The organism is Spiroplasma endosymbiont of 'Nebria riversi', from assembly GCF_018831625.1.
Taxonomy (GTDB): domain Bacteria; phylum Bacillota_I; class Bacilli_A; order Mycoplasmatales; family Nriv7; genus Nriv7.
Genome location: NZ_CP065193.1, coordinates 410790 through 429712, shown reverse-complemented (window position 1 = coordinate 429712; position 18923 = coordinate 410790). Strand labels below are relative to the sequence as shown.

Annotated in this window: 24 protein-coding genes and 3 pseudogenes; 5 read left to right on the top strand and 22 right to left on the bottom strand. The window is 24.5% G+C overall.

The features are described from left to right. Positions 1–75 precede the first annotated feature (75 nt). Positions 76–387, top strand: a complete 312-nt coding sequence (locus tag I5Q57_RS02895; RefSeq protein WP_215826726.1) for a hypothetical protein — start codon at positions 76–78, stop codon at positions 385–387. A 232-nt stretch (positions 388–619) separates the two neighbouring features. Then, positions 620–784: pseudogene (locus I5Q57_RS10030) on the top strand (IS256 family transposase); the annotation flags it as partial. Positions 785–837: 53 nt separating this feature from the next. Here I5Q57_RS10030 and I5Q57_RS02890 read toward each other — a convergent pair. The 7 genes from I5Q57_RS02890 to I5Q57_RS02860 all read right to left on the bottom strand — a co-directional run bounded on the left by I5Q57_RS02890 (position 838) and on the right by I5Q57_RS02860 (position 4564). Then, positions 838–1248 (bottom strand): hypothetical protein, encoded by a 411-nt coding sequence (locus I5Q57_RS02890; RefSeq protein ID WP_215826725.1) that lies wholly within the window; start codon positions 1246–1248, stop codon positions 838–840. Positions 1249–1457: 209 nt separating this feature from the next. Then, complete coding sequence (locus I5Q57_RS02885; RefSeq protein ID WP_215826724.1) at positions 1458–2120, bottom strand: hypothetical protein; 663 nt, start codon at positions 2118–2120, stop codon at positions 1458–1460. A 163-nt stretch (positions 2121–2283) separates the two neighbouring features. Beyond that, a complete protein-coding gene (locus I5Q57_RS02880; protein WP_215826723.1) occupies positions 2284–3195 on the bottom strand; it encodes a hypothetical protein in 912 nt (303 codons plus the stop codon). 265 nt (positions 3196–3460) lie between these two features. After that, a complete protein-coding gene (locus tag I5Q57_RS02875) occupies positions 3461–3853 on the bottom strand; it encodes a hypothetical protein (RefSeq protein WP_215826722.1) in 393 nt (130 codons plus the stop codon). A gap of 22 nt (positions 3854–3875) precedes the next feature. Beyond that, positions 3876–4124: a hypothetical protein gene (locus I5Q57_RS02870; protein ID WP_215826721.1), complete on the bottom strand. Its 249-nt coding sequence runs from the start codon at positions 4122–4124 to the stop codon at positions 3876–3878. A gap of 2 nt (positions 4125–4126) precedes the next feature. Beyond that, positions 4127–4411, bottom strand: coding sequence for a hypothetical protein (locus I5Q57_RS02865; RefSeq protein ID WP_215826720.1), 285 nt, complete (start codon positions 4409–4411; stop codon positions 4127–4129). 6 nt (positions 4412–4417) lie between these two features. Beyond that, complete coding sequence (locus I5Q57_RS02860) at positions 4418–4564, bottom strand: hypothetical protein (RefSeq protein ID WP_215826719.1); 147 nt, start codon at positions 4562–4564, stop codon at positions 4418–4420. A gap of 54 nt (positions 4565–4618) precedes the next feature. Between I5Q57_RS02860 and I5Q57_RS02855 the strand changes: the two are divergent. Beyond that, a pseudogene (locus I5Q57_RS02855) lies at positions 4619–5755 on the top strand (IS3 family transposase). A gap of 106 nt (positions 5756–5861) precedes the next feature. On the opposite strand, the gene I5Q57_RS02850 reads toward I5Q57_RS02855, so the two are convergent. The 7 genes and pseudogenes from I5Q57_RS02850 to I5Q57_RS02825 form a co-directional block, all read right to left on the bottom strand. Beyond that, a complete protein-coding gene (locus I5Q57_RS02850; protein ID WP_215826718.1) occupies positions 5862–6608 on the bottom strand; it encodes a hypothetical protein in 747 nt (248 codons plus the stop codon). A 24-nt stretch (positions 6609–6632) separates the two neighbouring features. After that, positions 6633–6881, bottom strand: a complete 249-nt coding sequence (locus tag I5Q57_RS02845; RefSeq protein WP_215826717.1) for a hypothetical protein — start codon at positions 6879–6881, stop codon at positions 6633–6635. Positions 6882–7046: 165 nt separating this feature from the next. Further along, positions 7047–7277, bottom strand: a complete 231-nt coding sequence (locus I5Q57_RS02840) for a hypothetical protein (RefSeq protein ID WP_215826716.1) — start codon at positions 7275–7277, stop codon at positions 7047–7049. Between the two features lie 164 nt (positions 7278–7441). Then, a complete protein-coding gene (locus I5Q57_RS02835) occupies positions 7442–7663 on the bottom strand; it encodes a hypothetical protein (protein WP_215826715.1) in 222 nt (73 codons plus the stop codon). Between the two features lie 2 nt (positions 7664–7665). Next, entirely contained in the window at positions 7666–7992 is a 327-nt protein-coding gene (locus I5Q57_RS02830) for a hypothetical protein (protein WP_215826714.1), read from the bottom strand. 664 nt (positions 7993–8656) lie between these two features. Further along, positions 8657–8917 (bottom strand): annotated as a pseudogene (locus I5Q57_RS09320) (IS3 family transposase); the annotation flags it as partial. 86 nt (positions 8918–9003) lie between these two features. Then, positions 9004–9291: a hypothetical protein gene (locus I5Q57_RS02825; RefSeq protein WP_215826713.1), complete on the bottom strand. Its 288-nt coding sequence runs from the start codon at positions 9289–9291 to the stop codon at positions 9004–9006. Positions 9292–9660: 369 nt separating this feature from the next. On the opposite strand from I5Q57_RS02825, the gene I5Q57_RS10025 reads away from it, so the two are divergent. Both I5Q57_RS10025 and I5Q57_RS02815 read left to right on the top strand, forming a co-directional pair. Further along, positions 9661–9834 carry an IS1/IS1595 family N-terminal zinc-binding domain-containing protein gene (locus I5Q57_RS10025; protein ID WP_215827040.1) on the top strand — a complete coding sequence of 58 codons (174 nt, stop codon included), beginning with the start codon at positions 9661–9663 and terminating at the stop codon, positions 9832–9834. A 3-nt stretch (positions 9835–9837) separates the two neighbouring features. Next, positions 9838–10476: a transposase gene (locus I5Q57_RS02815; RefSeq protein ID WP_215826712.1), complete on the top strand. Its 639-nt coding sequence runs from the start codon at positions 9838–9840 to the stop codon at positions 10474–10476. Positions 10477–10582: 106 nt separating this feature from the next. Here the strand turns inward: I5Q57_RS02815 and I5Q57_RS02810 are convergent, their stop codons facing one another. The 8 genes from I5Q57_RS02810 to I5Q57_RS02775 all read right to left on the bottom strand — a co-directional run bounded on the left by I5Q57_RS02810 (position 10583) and on the right by I5Q57_RS02775 (position 18912). Continuing rightward, complete coding sequence (locus tag I5Q57_RS02810; protein ID WP_215826711.1) at positions 10583–12076, bottom strand: VWA domain-containing protein; 1494 nt, start codon at positions 12074–12076, stop codon at positions 10583–10585. Positions 12077–12094: 18 nt separating this feature from the next. Next, positions 12095–13594: an AAA family ATPase gene (locus I5Q57_RS02805; RefSeq protein ID WP_215826710.1), complete on the bottom strand. Its 1500-nt coding sequence runs from the start codon at positions 13592–13594 to the stop codon at positions 12095–12097. Positions 13595–13611: 17 nt separating this feature from the next. After that, positions 13612–14271, bottom strand: coding sequence for a hypothetical protein (locus I5Q57_RS02800; RefSeq protein ID WP_215826709.1), 660 nt, complete (start codon positions 14269–14271; stop codon positions 13612–13614). Beyond that, a complete protein-coding gene (locus I5Q57_RS02795; RefSeq protein WP_215826708.1) occupies positions 14271–15365 on the bottom strand; it encodes a hypothetical protein in 1095 nt (364 codons plus the stop codon). Before I5Q57_RS02795 ends, I5Q57_RS02800 begins: the two co-directional genes overlap by 1 nt. Continuing rightward, positions 15365–15898 (bottom strand): hypothetical protein, encoded by a 534-nt coding sequence (locus tag I5Q57_RS02790; protein ID WP_215826707.1) that lies wholly within the window; start codon positions 15896–15898, stop codon positions 15365–15367. The genes I5Q57_RS02795 and I5Q57_RS02790 overlap by 1 nt, the downstream gene beginning before the upstream one ends. Before the next feature lie 60 nt (positions 15899–15958). Further along, positions 15959–16552 carry an LPXTG cell wall anchor domain-containing protein gene (locus I5Q57_RS02785; RefSeq protein ID WP_215826706.1) on the bottom strand — a complete coding sequence of 198 codons (594 nt, stop codon included), beginning with the start codon at positions 16550–16552 and terminating at the stop codon, positions 15959–15961. A gap of 65 nt (positions 16553–16617) precedes the next feature. After that, complete coding sequence (locus I5Q57_RS02780) at positions 16618–18144, bottom strand: hypothetical protein (protein ID WP_215826705.1); 1527 nt, start codon at positions 18142–18144, stop codon at positions 16618–16620. Positions 18145–18414: 270 nt separating this feature from the next. Further along, complete coding sequence (locus I5Q57_RS02775) at positions 18415–18912, bottom strand: hypothetical protein (RefSeq protein WP_215826704.1); 498 nt, start codon at positions 18910–18912, stop codon at positions 18415–18417. Between the last annotated feature and the right edge of the window lie 11 nt (positions 18913–18923).

Here is an 18923-nt window from a genome sequence, read left to right as displayed (position 1 = left end):
AACCCTGTTTGAACTGACTTGGGTAAAAATGCAAACAATGCAATTACTATTATTTCAAGCACAACGGCTTTAATTTTGGAATATAATACGAATAAACTTTGATATTTAGATTTTTCAAATCCAAAAAATCCAATATGAAATGATTTAGGTAAACAAGGATCATTAAGTTGATTTTTATCTAATAATAAATTTATGTTTTTAGAATGGATCCCCGATTTAGGGCCTTCAACTATTTGACATTTAGATTTTTCAAATCAAAGTAATCCAATTTGAACAAATTTAAGTGGAGATATAAAAGTATTCTCATTTTATAAAATGTCAGATACATTATTTTTGGTTTGGGGGCGTGATTCAAATAAAATTTATAAGTTAGAAATTAAAAATTAAAAATATAGAATTAAAACTTAATTATTTAGAAAACAGAATAAATAATTTAGCAAATTCTTATAAAGTACTTGCTAAAGGCGGTACTTTATAGTGGCCTTGCCGGAAATGTTGCAGGAGAAATAGAATAAAAAATTTGTAATATAAATAAATATTTAAAATGACAATTTAATTAAATTGTCATTTTTCATTTTTTATCATCCTTTCTATTTTGAAAAAATGAAAAAATTGTTTAGTTATTAAGAATAAAAATATTTTTCCTAATGACGCATCAGTTTTTAAAATATTTTATTTAGCATTTCAAAATATGATTAAGAAATGAACGATGTCAATTCAAAATTGGGGTAGTGCAATTTCACATTTAATGATAAAATTTGAGGACAGAGTGAATTTAAGTTAATCACTTAGAGACACAGTTAATTGCACAGTTCCCAACCCTCCCCATTTTACAGTTTAATTATTTTTTAATTCTGCTTTAAAAGATAGTATTTTTATTGGAATAGTAATTGTTTCATTAGCAATTTTAACATGAGTATTTGAGGCAATAAATTCTGTTTTATCAAACGTTTTGTCATTTTTTATTGTAATTTTTAATCTTTTAAGCTCGTTTCATACTATATCATTTTTTTCAAAATGTAAACTTTTTAAACCACAATTAGGTCTTCAATTTTCTTCGCAACTACTAGTTCCATCATATTTTAATCATTTTGGAATATTAATAATTTCTTCTTCTTTGGTGTTATAAAAATCTATTTCATATTTATCGTTATAGTTATATGTAATTTGAATTTTAACATTTGATAAATTTAATTCGTTAATTATTAGCGGTTCGGTCGGTGACAATTGTTTTTTTTGTTTGAACAAGCAGTTGCGGGTAATATTGTTAATCCTAAAATAGCCATTATACTTAAAATTTTCATTTTTTAACTCCTTTGTTTTATTTTTTCAATATATATATATATATATAATTATACAAAAATTCTTAATATCATTAGAAAAATGGCAAAACCGATTAAAAATTGAAATGTGTAATAAAAAGCCGGTACTGTGTTAAAAACTGGAAAAATAGCAGTTTAAAAGTTAACTGTTGCTTTCGCAATAATTGCTAGCGGTCGTAAAATGGTAATGACTTGTGAAGCGGTCAGCATTCAATTTATTATTTTAATACTAGCATTCTGAGTTGCACAACCAATATCATTAAATGTTGGTATTCACCGCCCTGAATATTTGCAATTTGCCGGCGTAATTAATTCGTCTCATTCACTGTTATTTGAACCATCAGGAATAAACGCTGTGGAATTTAAAACATTAAAGTCATAAATTTTAAAATTGTAGTTATAGGCATTACCTTCGTGATAAAGTGGAAAAGTTAAGGTAAAAATATTAATACCATAACGAATATCAATGTCAGTATTGAGATAATTAATACTGTTAGCGGTTTTGTTGGTTGGTAAGGCGATGAGTTTATTATCATAAGATTTAAGGACATTAAATTCAATTTGATAGATACTGTTATTATTTTTAATAGCATTAAAATTATCTTGGTGCGTTTTTTTATCAAAAGTAAAGAAATAACTTCTTAGTAATAATTCCGAATTACCAGTAACATTAATTAAATATTTTTTGGGATAAAAGGTAATTAACGAACGATAAAAGAAACCGATTTGAATAAAGTAATCTTTGTTGTAATTATCTACTCCCTTAAAATCAATTTTGGTATGAGTTTTCTCGTCCATATCAAAAGTAGCATAAAATAAACTAGCAAAGAAATTACCAAGAACTTCGTAGATTTCGTTAAAAACATTTTTGTAATCGCTATTGTTAATACTAGAAATTTTGTTTTTAAAATAAAGGTAAATGTCGTTCCTTAATTCGGGATCGTAGCGTAAAAAACTAAATTTAACATTGAGATAATTTAAGGTTCCAAAAAGGGTACTTAATTAGGTAGTAATCGTTAGTACTTTTGGTGTTATATTTTCAGATCTCAGCCTCACCGTGTAGTAATTGTAAATAATTGTTTCCAGCAATTAGGGTTTTGTTAAATGCCTTAATTTTTAAAACACTCTCATCACTAGAAGTTTTATGATAAAAATAGCTCTCATCTTTAAAGCCGTGATTTTTAATGGCGAATTCTTTATAGCAACCTTTTTCTAAAGTGTCAATGAAATTGAATACCAGCGTTCAATAAAGATAAGAATAATTAAATTTGTCAAAATCACCACGGCGAATCATTAAATAGTCAAGATTATCAATGATATCTTTATAGTTATGGGTTCCATCAAATCTGGTGGTTGCTTCTGGTAAATCAATATCAGTTGTTGGTTTGGTTTGTGTTTCTGCTTTAAAAGATAATATTTTTATTGGATTAGCAATTGTTTCATTAGCAATTTTAACATGAATATTTGAGGCAATAAATTCTGTTTTATCAAACATTTTGTCATTTTTTATTGTAATTTTTAATCTTTTAAGCCCGTCTCATACTATATCATTTTTCTCAAAATGTAAACTTTTTAAACCACAATTAGGTCTTCAATTTTCTTCGCAACTACTAGTTCCATCATATTTTAATCATTTTGGAATATTAATAATTTCTTCTTTTTTGATGTTATAAAAATCTATTTCATATTTATCGTTATAGTTATATGTAATTTGAATTTTAACATTTGATAAATTTAACACATAAGTTTTTTCGCTTTCTCTTTTATTTCTAATTAGTGATTGTGTTGTTATTTCATCATTGTTAATGTTTTGAGGAGTGATAAAAATGTTATTGAAACTAATAATTAACACGGTAAATATTTCCATAAACATTTTTATCACTCCTTTTTAAAATATTTTATTTTTTATTATTCTTTTAGCTTTGATTTTTTCAATAAGTTACTCAATGCTACAGTTCATAATTATCGCTATTGTAATGCATATATCTAAATAACCTAGTATCATAAGTGAAATTAATGCTTCAAATTTTTCATATAATAATTTCAAATCATTAATTTCCAATTTTAAAAATGGAATGAAAAAGATAGCAATCATAAAAATGTAAGGTAAAATTCTCCATCAATATTTTTTTAAAGAATTAATGAGTTTGTTTGATTTCATTTTTCAAGGCTCTTTTTACTTTAATTTTTTGAATAATAAAGCGGATTAATTTTTCAAATTTAAGTGCAAAATACATTGCTCTGCATCATCAAAAAACAAATATTCCTGCCAACATAATACCACTATTGAACTTGTCAAAGAATTTAACCATTTCTTTATTCATAAAATCATTAAATTCGTCACTTGTTCCAGTTATTCATTTAGTATCTATTACTGTTAATGCAAAAATTAATAAGCTTATAAAGATGAAAATGATACTTAATACTATTTTTAACCACTGCTTTTTAAAAGAGTTTTTAATTCTTAATTTTAATGGCATTTTTTCTTTTGAATTATCTTTTTTAAATAATTTCCCTAAAAATTTTTTCATTTTAATTTTTCTTTCATATTTTTTATCGTGCTTTAATCACAATAAATAAAGCAATAAGTACAGAAGTGACACCAAGAATGGTAAAGATTGGGTGTTGCGAAAATGTTCGTGCCATTGGTTTAAATAGTTCTAAAATTGTTAAATTGCTAGTAATAAATTTTTGGAAATTGGTAAGGCCTCCGCTAATATATTTTGTTAAAGTTTCAAAATGACTACCAGCTAATAATCCAAGAACAGTTATTAAGATAAAAATAATAATTAGTTTAAACATTGTTAGTTACCTTGCTTTGGTTTTATTGGTTTTATTTGTTTTTTAACTTTTCCTCGCGCACTTAAACGCCCCTTATTTTTAAACGCATATTGGCGTTGTTTTTCTAAATTAACTTGTTGACTACCAAATCCAAGAATAATTGCCATAATAAATTCTACAGCCAGCGTTAAGAATAAAGAAAATATTAGTTGAATATTTGTTCCTGGTACTTCTAAACTTCAAATTAATTCAAAAACTTTATAAAGCATTTGAGCGAGAAAGTCGGCCATTTTTGCGAGATTTTCCATTTTTTATTATTCCTTTTCTTTCATTTTTCTTAAAAATTTGCTAAATTTATCCATTTTTAAGTATTCTAAGTCTTCTAAATCAATTGCGGTGTCAGTATAGTATTTATTTTCATAGTCAGGATTTACTGGATAGGTTACAATAATTTGGACCATATTTATGTGGACTTTCAAATAAAATAAAATTATTAAGAAAGTAGGAAGATAAAAATGGGGAAAAACTCATATTCAAATGAATTTAAAAAACAAATTGTCACGCTTTATCAAAACGGAAAAAGCATTGTTGAAATTATTAAAGAATAAGAAATTTCAAAATCAGCCGTATACTCAGTGAATTGAAAATTTTAATAATTTTGCGTCATTTAAAGTGCAAGATAATCACACTGTTGAAGAAAATGAATTAATTTACTTGCGAAAAGAAAACCAACAATTACGAATGGAAAATGACATTTTAAAGCAAGTAGCGCTGATAATTGGCAAAAAATAGGAATTATTAACAATAATAAAGAAAAATATTCCGTGCTAAAAATGTGTCAAATATTAAAAATAGCAAAATCAACATATTATTATCAAACTAATAATTGTGTTAAGTATGATATTAATAATTATGAATAAGAAGTTATCAGTGCATTTAATAAAAGTCGTAAAATTAAAGCTGTTTTAATGAGAAAAGATATTATCTTATCACGTCGAAAAATCAGATTCCTTATGATCAAAAATAATTTGGTCTCTAAATACACCAAATTAAAATATCGTAATAATAAAACAATGGTTAATAATGACCAAATTAGTAATGTTTTAAATCGTCAATTTAATAACAAAAAACCTAATGAAGTTGTTGTTAGTGATTTAACATATGTGCAAGTTTGAGGAAAATGACATTATATTTGTTTATTAATTAACTTTTTTAATCGAGAAATAATTGGCTATAGTGCCAGACCAAACAAAACCGCTGAACTAGTTCAACAAGCTTTTCATAAAATAACACGACCATTAAATAAAATAACTTTATTTCATACTGATCATGGTAATGAGTTCAAAAATAAAATCATTGATGAAATTTTAATAACCTTTAATATTAAAAGATCATTGAGTGCGAAGGGTTGTCCTTATGACAATGCTGTGGCTGAAACAACTTATAAAACTTTTAAAAGGGAATTTATCAAGGGTAAAAAATTTGAAAATTTAACACAATTAAAATGCGAATTATTTGATTTTGTTAATTGATACAATAACCGTAGAATACATGGCAGTTTAAATTATTTAACGCCTGTTAAATTTAATAAAATGACAGTCTACATAAAAAGTGTCCAAAAAAGGGTTGCCATACCATGCTTTTGAATTTAAGTAATCTCTTAAAAACGCTAGGTAAAAATAATTGTAAGTGTTAAGTATTGGTAAAGGAATTTTTAGTTTAAAAAAATAAATATCAAGTTCAGGAATATCGCGGCATTTAATGCGGCGCCCATTTTTTGCTATTTTTGGCATCAATTAAGGCGTTTCGTCAGCGTTCATATTCTTCAATGCTCGTAAAGGTGCCATAGATGACTTTTAAGTAGGGACGAAAAATATTAACTGGTTTTTTGCGAATGCCCACAATCACATTATTGGCAATATCACGAACTTTAACTCAAATATGTTTATCTCTTTGACCGCTAGCGAGAACAATATGACCAAAATGTCGTGCTAGAGCGAAATATTCTTGAATACCGGTTTCTTCGTTTTTGGTATTATTTTTTTCTCAATCAGTTCCTTCTAAAAATAAATTGGTTTCATCCCATAAAAGTAAGGTTTTGTCTGGTAATACCGGATAATCAAAGTCTAATAATCCCATACGACCTAAACTTAATTTTTGGGTTTCTAGTAATGGAAATGTTGATGCGATATGATATTTTTTCTTTTTTAGTAATTTCGACGCGCATGCTAGAAAAGCATTTTTTCCAGTTCCTAATGAACCAATAACAATATTTAATGGTGAATTTTTTAAAAAATTAATAACTTTGTTAATTTGTGTTAAATTACTGATTTTAAAAAGAAAAATTAAAATACAACCTGCTAAAAATAAATAGCTTACAATGTTTTTAAAATAACCGTTGTAAATATATCAAATTGCTCCGCAATGTCATAAAATTAAAAATGAGGTGCGATTCAATTCAATAAAATGGTTATTTTTTTCTATTATTCATTTGCAAAATTTCATCTTGCACCTCACTTTATTTTTTTGTTAGCGTACCGCTCCAAGTAATTTTTCAAACATTTTAAAACAAATAAAGAATATTGCTAAAATAAATGGAAAAATGAAGATTCAATAGTCAGCAAAGAAGTTACCGACTTGTGGCATATTAACAGCAATAATTTCTCACATTTTAGTAAAAGCCGTTATAATTGCATTTCATAATTTAGTCATTGCGCCACTAGCTGTTATTTTTTCTACTGTTGCTGGCGCCTCTCCTGCTAAGAAAGTTACAAACATATAATCACCCCCTTTCTTTTTAAAACATTCATCATTTATATTCAAAGTTTTTCTTAAATTTGTTAAAACCACGATTAACCTTAACACGATTGTATTTTTTCCTAATTAATTTTGAATTTCTTTGGGAATGTATCACAATGTAACTTCTTGACATTACTTTTGTCTCTATCTAAATACTGATATGGTTTTTCAAAGTAGCATTAGAATAAATCACACCATAATCGCTGTTAAGAATAAAAAAGCAATGTTTGCTATTAAAAGTCAAAGTGTTTCTCGGGTTAAATTAATTTCTTTACCACCACTAATATGAGCCGGAATAGTTGTAATTTGAATAAATAAATCTCAGAAAGTTTGTTTAATTTGTTCTCAATTAAATTCTTTTAAATTTACTGTCATTTTTTATCTACCAAAAATCATTTTTATTGGTAAATACATAATTGAAATTAATGCGAAAAGAAAAGTGGTGATAATAATTAATCCGGCAATAAACGCAACTTGTGCAGGCATTTTTTCTATCGGAATAAACAGTTCTAAGAATTCCGTGATAATTTTTCAAAACATTATTTTTTATCCGCGTTATTTTCTTTTGAATTAGGAGCTTTAACTCATTCCTCAAAGCGGGCAATAAATATTTTTTCGTCTTTCGTGAAATTACCAGTATTATTATTAATGGCATTTTTATATTTAATTATAATTTTTATTTTGGCATAAATTTTATAAGCAACATATGCCGATAACATTATGCTGATAATAATAAATATTAATCCAATCGCAATATTCATTTTTAAACTCCTTTAAAATATTTATAATTTATATCTTTTTTGTTGTTTTCTTTTTCGGCAATGAAGAAGCTGAATAATTCTTGTCCCTTAATTAATTTGGTTTCATTTTCTTTTTGATTAATTGAAATTACTTGATATTTATTATCTTTTATTATTCCGATGTAAATAGAATTTTCATATTTTCCTTTATAAACAAATCGCTTTGGAAACCAAATACCGATTTGTTCATTAAATCACGGAATTTTTGGTGATTTAATAAGCATTGCGTTTTGTGTTTCTTTTAAAAGATATTTCTTAGTATTTAAGAAAATGTTTTCAATGTTTTTCATAGTAAGTTACCTTTATTATAGATACACTAAGTTATATTAACTAAGTTAGTTAAATTAGTTTTTTAAACACTTATATATCGCAGACGTAAGCGCTTAACAAGCCTTGTTATTAAATTTTGTTTTTTAATTAGATAAATATTTGAATAATTTTAAACTTAACATACCCCTATATAGAAATTTCTACACTTTAATATCCGTGTCCTACCCTTGGAACTAATTTAATAGCGTGTATATTTTCAGGAAATCCACCCATTCATTTTTTTATTGCAAAACGAAACAAATTGCTATAGCTAATAGGGTGTTATCTATCAACTGGTAAACTTCTTTTGGTTATGGCTACCACCCACAATTTATCGTGCTTTAATAGATACCAACATTATTAATTCACTTGTATTTAATTTTCAAAGAACAAAATTTTAACACCTCATAAAATAAAAAGACAATCATTGCCGATGGTCTTAATACTTATTCGAATCTTTACCTGCCTAACAAAACTTTATGCGTCCGTTATATTAGTATTCAATATTTTGAAAAAATGATAGAAATTCTTATTTGATGATTTATAATTAATTTGTATTAATTAGACTTTACAAATTTGAGAAAGGATGTTGATTGTTTGGTAAATTTTATTAATTTGGTACGGCAACCCTTTTTAGGACACTTTTTATGTAGACTGTTGTTTTCTAAATTCAACAGGCGTTAAATAATTTAGGCTGCCGTGAATTCGAATGTTGTTATATCAATTAACAAAATCAAATAATTCGTATTTTAATTATGTTAAATTTTCAAATTTTTTACCCTCAATAAATTCCATTTTAAAGGTTTTGTAAGTTGTTTCAGCAACAGCATTATCATAAGGACACCCCTTAGTGCTTAATGATCTTTTAATTTTAAAAGTGCTTAAAATTTCATCAATAATTTTATTTTATTTTAAAGTCCACATAAATATGGCCCAACTTATTGTAACCTATCCAAATAACAATCACTCATAGCATTCATAAGTAATGCCAATTACAAAAGGAATAAAACCATTCAAACATTCATAATTTTTAATCCCTCATTAGTAACGCTAATAATCGTAATAACACAAATTAGTAATATTAATGATGCTAATCGTCAATAGTGATGATCATTTTTCATTCAATAAACAAAAGGAATAATTGCTAAAGAAAATAAAAATCCTCATAACAAAAAAGTTATCAAAGCCACATTTGATGATGAAGTTAGTGGCGAAAGACTTAAAATATATGCAAGATTAATTTTTAATAATTGGTTACTATTAGAATTATCAACAATCAAAACACACAATGGTAACGAAAATAATAATAGTATGCACCCACAAAAAGTTAAACTAAATGATTTTTTAAAAAGTATTGCCTTAAATTTTATTCATATCAATGAATTCCTCTTTTTTATAAAAAATTAGATCTTAAATATTTTTTTTAATTTTGTAGAAAACTCTTGATATTTATTGAATATACTTAATTTTAGGTATATTTTTAATATGATAGAGGTGGATAATAATTATGGAAAAAATAATTCAAGAACTACTTTAACAGATGATCAATTTTCAGAATTTTATGAAAAAGTCAAACAACAAGCAGAATTAATAAAAAAACAAAAACGTTTAAATGAAATTGATCAAAAATTTAGAGCACAAGGTATTGTATTAGATGCCCTAAATGTGAATCTCACCATTGCGTTAAAAATGGACATAATTCAGAAGGAAAACAAAAATATTTATGTAAAAATTGTCATGCAAATTTTGACGCTTCTCGTAATCATTTTATTTATTGAAGTCATTTAAATTATGAACAATGAAATTTATTGATTCAAATTTAATTGTTGGGGCAATCTAGTAAAACAATTTCTCGTTTTATTAAAACTACATTAAAAACTGCTTGATATAATCGTCAAAAATTAATGAGATTAAAACAATTAGAAAATACCCGATTAAAATTTAAAAAATTATCTGGTAAAATACAAATCGATGAAACATTTATTAAAGAAATTAATAAAGGAAATTTCAAACATAAAACTGATCCAAGAAGAATTCACCTTGATCCATTTGCGACTAATACTAAATGTTGTATTCAAATGGCAGTTGATAATAATAACAATATTTATGTTAAATCCACAAACACCAAACGTTTACAAAAACAATGAGTCATTGAAAATATGAACAAAGAATTAATTAACCAAAATTCAATTATTACTTCTGATATGCAAAAATTATATTTTTTAGTAGCAAAACAAACAAATTCTACTTTGTGTGTAACTAAAACAACAATTAATCCTGAAGCTAGTTATCGTAACTTAAATAAAATCAGTAAATTACAATCTAGTCTTAAAGAAGCCTTAATTCATTATCATGGTTTAGGTTTTACTAATATTAAAAATTATTTAAATCTCTGAAAATGAAAATACCAATATAAGGGTTTAACTCCAAACCAACAAACAGCGGTATTATATTTTAATGTATAAAAAATTAAAGTAAAAATAGTAATTTTACATAAAAGCCTTTTAAAATTATCAAGTTGATAATTTTTTTTATTTTATCAAGAGTTTTCGACAAAATTAAAAATTTTTTTTATTCACTACTTTTACTCCTGGTTTTAATTTCTAAATCCGCAATAATATCATTTTTAGTAAAAGGATTTTGCGGGTCATATATTCAATTATTATCAAAAAATCTTGTTACTTGTTCATTCCCATTACTACCAATAGTTATTGAATGAAAACGATTACGATTATTATGAAGTTCTTGAATTTGATTCACTATTTTTGATGATAAATCAATTGTTAAAAAATCACTAATAATTAATACATCAGCATTTTGATATTTTTTATGATTCATCACATTAATAGTTTGAACAATAGCGGGAGTTATATTCGTACTACTATGAAATGAATGTGATAAAAATTTAACTAAAGTTTTTAATGATGATTTAACTGTCGTTAAATCAAATACTTCTAACGAATCAGAAAAATTAATCATATAACAATCTCGCCTTTGCTTTAAAGCAAGTTTAACAATTGCTAAACTTAATGCCTTAGCAATATATTCCGGTTCGCCACACATTGAAGCTGAAGTATCAATACACAAAATAAATGGTCCATCAGTTTCTGGAAGTGGATGATTACTTTTTTCTTTTGTTATTGTTTCAACATTAACTACATCATTAGAAATAAATTCAAATGTTGATAATTTTTTTTCAAGAAATTTTTTATAAAAAATTGGTTGTAAATTAGGAATATTTAAGTTAACTAGTTCCGTTGGTAATAAATGTTCTAAATCAGCACTTTCGGTAATCCCAATAACTTCTTCTGGTCATTTACTAGCAGGACGAATTTCATATTCAATATTAATCTTTTCAGTAATTACCACTTCTAATTTATCAGATTGCCCTTTTAATCGTCCTAATAATTTAGCAATTGTCATAATTGCCGGATCAGTCTGCAAAAAATTTGCCAATTTTTGTAATTGTGTTAAATCTAACTTTTCAAGTTCTTTAACATTACCATCTCAAAAACGACCAAAAAAATTTCAAATAAATCCATATAAACGACGAAATTTTTTAACAACTTCAATGCGGTCATATATTTCGCGTAAATATTTTTTTCTTAATTCATTAATTGATGCTAATTTAAAATCAATAACTCGCTTTATTAATAATTGTTCTCAATTATTAATAAAATTTTGAAAAATAAGTTGTAAGTCTTTCGTTTTATCATTCAAAAGATAGTGATAGTAATTAATTTTCATTACAAATGGTGATAATACCTTTTCTAAAGTAAAATATACTTTTTCATAATTATCTTTTAAACCTTTAATGCCATTTTCACGAATTCAATAATATAAATAAATTTCTTGTTTAATGTTAACCGATAATGATTGAGAAATAATTTCTGATTCAATTTGACTCGCATAAAAATGATTAATTGCATCATCAAATGCTGTTGCCAATCATTTAAAATTAGTTTTAAAAGTTTGAAATGATGCTATATTTTTATCAACTTCTTTTAATCGTAAAATTTGCTTTTTTAATTCTAAATCAATAGCATTTTCTAAAAACTTTATCATTTGTAACAACTCTTTTTCTTATGAATTAATTTGTAAAATATCAAATTTTTCTTCATCAATAGTTTCTAAATCATTAAAAACAACATCTAAAATCATTTTATACTGTTCATCAAAAAATATTGCTGATAAAGAACATAAACGTTCTTTTTCATTTTTAAAATCTTTTGTTAAATTTTTAATTTCTTTTTCCGTTTTATCAACCTCTTTTGTTATTTTTATAACTTGATTTAAAGTTGATTCTAAATCTTCAATTTCAATCGGATAAATATTTTTTTTGCTATCAATTAACTTGTTATCGGTATGATAAGATAAATTGACTTTAATATGACGATTTAATTGATTTAAGGTTTTCCCGAAAGATAATTTAATAATTTCAAAATTATCAAAATTTTTTCTAATTTTTTGATAATCAGCTAATGAAAGAAAACAAATCGGCAAATCTTTATTTGTTACTAATAAGCGGTGATATTTACCAACTAATTGACCTTTAAAAGGATTAGTATATACTGAAAACCTAATATTTTCTAATTGAACTTTATTTAATTGTTCATTTAATTTATCTAATCGATTTTCTAGTTGTTCTTGTTTTTCTTTTAACTCATATGTTAATGCATTAGTATAAACTTCATAAAATAAACTAGCATATTCTTTTTGTTGTTCTACTGTATCTCAAATACAATGAACAATAATAATTCAATCTGGTTTATCAGTTTCAAGACGAGCATTAAAAAAAGCTGATGCTTTCATCAAAAAAGCAATCTTATTTCAACGGCGATCAGAAATATATGCTTTACCTGCAGTTACTAAATATAATTTTTTCCGAAACCGAGAAATAAACTTTAATGACAAATCTGATAATTTTACTTTAGCAATTTCTTGTAACCAAGTATGATAATCACTATTAGTAATTTGTAATTGTTCATCAACAATAACATCTAATTTAGTTGCTGATTCAATCATAGCATTAAAATTTTCTTCATTAGCAATACCGTGAACCACATAACGAATAATAAAGCGATCAAATAATGCTTCTAATCCTTGATTGACTTCTGGCAATTCATTTGATGCTGATATTAATAATTTTAATGGTACCTTATAATCCTTCCCCGCATTACGAAATATTTTTTCATTAATAATAGTTAACAATGTATTTTGAATTGAAGGTCCAGCTTTTCAAATTTCATCCAAAAATACAATATCCGCACTTGGCAAATAATTTGTTGTTAACCGCCGATAAATACCATTTTGTAAATCAGTTATTGAAATTGGTCCAAAAATTTCTTCTGGCGTTGAAAAACGATTCATTAAATTTTCAAAAACATTGGCTTGGCAAAATAAATATTTCATTCGCCGTGAAATTAATGACTTAGCTACGCCTGGTTTTCCCAAAAGAAAAATTGATTCACCAGTTAACATTGCCAATATTGCCAATTTAAAAACATTTTCTTTCTCAAAAATACCAACTGATGCTTGTTGCATTAACTTTAAAATTCGTTGCCTAAGTTCTGTGTTTGCCATTATTTTCATTCTCCTTTTTATTCAACACTTATTTGTTGTTTAATATCATCAGCTTTGACAATTAACACCGCAGCACCAACAATTCATATTACTACTAAAATAAAAATCATTGTTAAATAAATTGCTAAATTAGTCGCGACTAATTTAAAACTAGAAAAAACTACTAAAGCCATTACAATAAAAACCATCATTATTAAAAAATAAAAAACAGCAAAAATAATATATGCTATTGCTCAACCAAAAATAGTGCCCGCACGCCGACAAACGGCCATAGGAATAAAATATAATAATGAATATAATGTCGATAAAGTTAAAAAAATTATTCCAATTATTTTATCAAATGATACTTCTAAATCTGTAATAAATTGAAAATCTAATTGATCAGCTAATAATAAAATTGATTGCCCAAGAATATCGCGACCAAAAAAATACGAAATAACTACTAAACAAATTTGTGCGAAAATAATTAAAATCCGAGCACCTCTTTCCGATTTCGAATCTCAATACATTTTTCGTTGCGACAAACTATTTTGAAGCGGATTAACATATTGAAATCGTTGTTCATCTAATTCATTTAATTTCTCAGTTGGCGGTGAAGCATTATATTCTTGTTCTAGTTTATCAAATTCTGGGAATTGTTCACTAAAACTAAATAATTTTTTTTCTTTTGACACCATTATTTAACTTCTCCTGTATTCATTTTTAAATTCGCAACATTGTCAGCCTCAGATTCAAAAATAATAATTTCTTGTGGTTGAAACTTAAATTTTACTTCTAATTGCTGATCATTAACAGTTAATAGGATTGTTCCCAAAAAAGTTGGTGGTAAACTGGGGTTATTATCAATTTGTTTTCTTCCTTCATATTTAGGTAATTCCTTAATATTAAAATTAATATTTGTTTTTGATAAATTAACTTGTAAGTTTCTTAGTTTAATATACAATAAATTTTGTTTATTAAAGCTAAAACTATCTAACTGCTTTAAAATATTAATATATTGCGTATTATAGTATACCTTAAATTCAAGTTGATTTTGAAAATGTTGATGAATATGATTAATATCATAATTACAAATTTCAAGAAAATGATTATTTATAAAATTATTTAAATCAAAAAAACTAGGGAAATTTTTAACATATTTTTGGATTAATGTTTTTATATCAATATTATTTATCTCATAAGTAAATAAAGATCTTTTATTTAAAATTATTGGTTTCGGATGTTTATCAGTATATATAACTATTTGATATAAATAATTAATTTTTAAATTATACCAATAGTTATTATGACTAAGATTAACAACACCATAACTATTCATATTATGTCTAACTGGCAAAAGTTTCAGATACTTAATTTCCTTTGCTTCATAAAAAAACTTTAAACCATCTTTTTTAATATTTAATTTATCTAAGAATTCTTTTCGTAAACTATAATTAAATAAAGATAAACTATTAACTAGTGAACGTTCATTAAATTCTTTAACAATTGAATTCGCTAAATCTTTTGTTAAGAAATTTTGTTCGTTAGATTTTTCAGCAACAAAAAATTTATGTTCTTTGCCGGATAAAAAAATATTATCAATATCTTTTGAAAAATTAATCCAATCTTTATTATAAGGATTATATTCAAATGGCCAATCATAAGATTTAAAAATAGTAAAACCAGTACTACTAATAATAATTAAAATTGAAAAAAAAACTGATAATTTTAAATAAAGATTATTACTAATCGTTATTTTTTTCTTTTGTGATTTTTTAGCTTTTTTTGTCATTATTTTACTCCAATTTTATTATCATTTTTATATTCAAAAGATAACTTTAAAATTTTTTGATATTTTATTTCCTTAAATAAACAAATGGTACTAACTTCTAAAATAAGAAAATTTAAATTAAAAATAATAAAACTAGTTAATAATCATTGTGGTCAATAGTTATTTAATAAACTAATAGTAAAAACTATTAAAAAATAAATTATTCATAAGACAGCAATTATGATGACTCATGTTTTCAAAAAATTTTCTTCTTTAACTTTTAATATTACAATAAGCGTAATTAATGTTAAAAATGCTGTCAAACCACAACTACTTAGTCCTAAATAATATGAATTTTTAAAAAATTTTCTATCCGCTATTAAACCAATAATAAATTTATCAATTTGCAAATTTTGTCCTCAACCAAAACCGATGAAATAACTTAAGCATAAAAATAAAACAACATTAATAATTATTAATAACCGCAATGTTATTTCTCGTTTAGTATTTCACCAAACTTTTAATGTTGCTTTTTTTATTAATTTAAAACTCACTTATATCACCATTTTTCATCATCTTTTATAAAATTTTAAATTTAATGTTCAAAATAATATTTAAAGAAAATAACTTTCAATAATTGCTTTTTCTAAACCACGCGACATATTTTTTACTTTCCTTAATAACAATATCGCCCCACTTATTAATAAAATAAATCCCACAATACTTAAAATAATACTATTATTTGTTCCAAGACTATAATTTCTCAAATAAATACTAAATGCAAAAACAAGAGAAAAAATAATACTACCAGTTAAAATAAACACAATTAACCAACTTTTAATACTAGCAATAGTTTTACACACTAATAATGGAATAATAAAAAATAATGATGACAACAACGCCATAATCGTTGAAAAAATAAATATTATGGAAATAATAATCATTCTAATGGTTATTGTGACTTCACTATTAAAATCTAAAAATCATTTCGCATAATTAATAGCATTCAAAAAAATAGTAACAATAAATAAAACCTGACTTAAAATTAATATTAATCGTGCCATTATTTCTAAAAATGAACCATAGTAAATTCTTGTGGCATTAATATCTTGCTTTAAAGTAATAATGCGATTATTACTTTGATCTAATCGTTTTTTACCTAATTCATAAATATCATTACTTTCATTTAAATCATTTCTATTTAACATTTTTAACCATTCTTTCATTATTTAATAACACAATATTTTTAGCAACAATATTAACAATAATTTCTCTAAGCAAAAAAACTAATTCCCGTTAAAATAATTTCTTCATCATTAAACCCAATAATATTCATAGTATATTTGTAGGCATTAAAATTAATCTGCTTAATTTCAATAATGTTTAACTTCCTTTTTAAATTTAATAAATTAGGATATTGATTTTTCGATAATATTGGTAAACTAACATCATCAATAATATTAAATTTTTTATTAGTTACAAGATAATTATAAAGATAATTATAAATTCCTTTTTGTACCCTATCTTTTCAATTATCATTTAAAAATTCTCAATCTTGAATTTTATCTAAAACAAGTTTTGGAAATGAAATAGCAAAAGCAATATATTCAGCAATAGTTTTATTGCGCTTCTGTTTCAATCAATTCGTGGAACTAATTAATAATTTCTGACTAGCAACTTTATTAGTATAATGATTAGTTACAATAAAAGGCTGAATTGGCAATTGCTCATAGGATTCATATAACTTATCAACTTTAATATTAGTACTAATAAAATAAATATAAATTACTAAATCAGAATGATAAATTTTATTTTCTTCAATAAGAACTTGCGATGCATCATATAACTTCTCTCTAAAAGTATCTCAATCATTAATAGTGGCGCACTCATTAAGACATTGTGTAGTAATTATTGGTTTAATCTTAATATCATTATCAAACTCAATTGGATTTGCAAAAATAAAATCTCTTAACGAATCATTTACTTCGCGATAAATTTCTTTTCCTAATACTTTATCAGTAAACAACACCCGTTCACTAGTTAAATAACCAGTAATAGCATTAGTTATATTATTTTGAGAAATTTGCTCTCTAGACCCTTGAAATGAATAAAAGTCAAAATAATTTTTATAAAACACATTTGTATTAATAATTTTTAAATTAAAGGATAGTGAAAAAATATTAGCATTAACAACTTCATAAATATCAGGGCGATTAATCTCATATCTTTCAATATCTTTAACTAACACTTTTTTTACTTTCACATCATCTTGAATAAAACTATTATCAATTTTTTTACCATTTTCGGCAGTAAGATATTTATAACGATAATCAAATTTTTTATAAGTTTTATTATTTGTCTGTAAAAATTTATTATTTTGAACATAATTTTTAAAATATTTTAATACTAAATTCTCTAATTCAATAAGCCGTAAACTTTTAAACTTATCATAGTTTTTAACATTAATTTTAGCACCATCTAAAAGTAACCTATCATTAACAATCCCCAGTGCTGAATCATCATCAGGAATCGGTTTAACAGTTAACCCTTCACCATCATCAGGATTAAGGATTTTAGGACTAATATCCGGAATCTTTTTACTTTCGCCATCTTCTAAATTAATGGCATTGGTAAAAACACTAACCATATCTAATGTTAATAAATATACACCAGGAATAATTATCGCAATAACTGTAAAAGTTAAAATTAATCCTAATCACAATTTATTTTTACTAGCAATAGTTACTTTTTTAGTAATTTTATTAATATTTTTTCAATGGTTAGAATTTTTTTTAATCAATATCATTTTCTCCTTTTAAAAATTATTAATAGTTTTTAATTTTATTCAACATCTACTTTTTAATTTTATATTTTTTATCAATTTAATGCAAATAATAACAAAATAAAATTATCCATTTTTATTTATTAAATAAATAAGAAATTGGAAATTAAAAACATTATAAATAATTTTTTTAATTTTGTCGAAAACTCTTGATAAAATAAAAAAAAATCATCAAGTTGATAATTTTAAAAGGCTTTTATGTAAAATTACTATTTTTACTTTAATTTTTTATACATTAAAATATAATACCGCTGTTTGTTGGTTTGGAGTTAAACCCTTATGTTGGTATTTTCATTTTCAGAGATTTAAATAATTTTGAATATTAGTAAAACCTAAACCATGATAATGAATTAAGGCTTCTTTAAGACTAGATTGTAATTTACTGATTTTATTTAAGTTACGATAACTAGCTTCAGGATTAATTGTTGTTTTAGTTAAACATAAAGTAGAATTTGTTTGTTTTGCTACTAAAAAATATAATTTTTGCATATCAGAAGTAATAATTGAATTTTGGTTAATTAATTCTTTGTTCATATTTTCAATAACTCATTGTTTTTGTAAACGTTTGGTGTTTGTGGATTTAACATAAATATTGTTATTATTATCAACTGCCATTTGAATACAGCATTTAGTATTAGTTGCGAATGGATCAAGGTTAATTCTTCGTGGATCAGTTTTATGTTTGAAATTTCCTTTATAAATTTCTTTAATAAATGGTATGGCCATCCTTTTTGGAC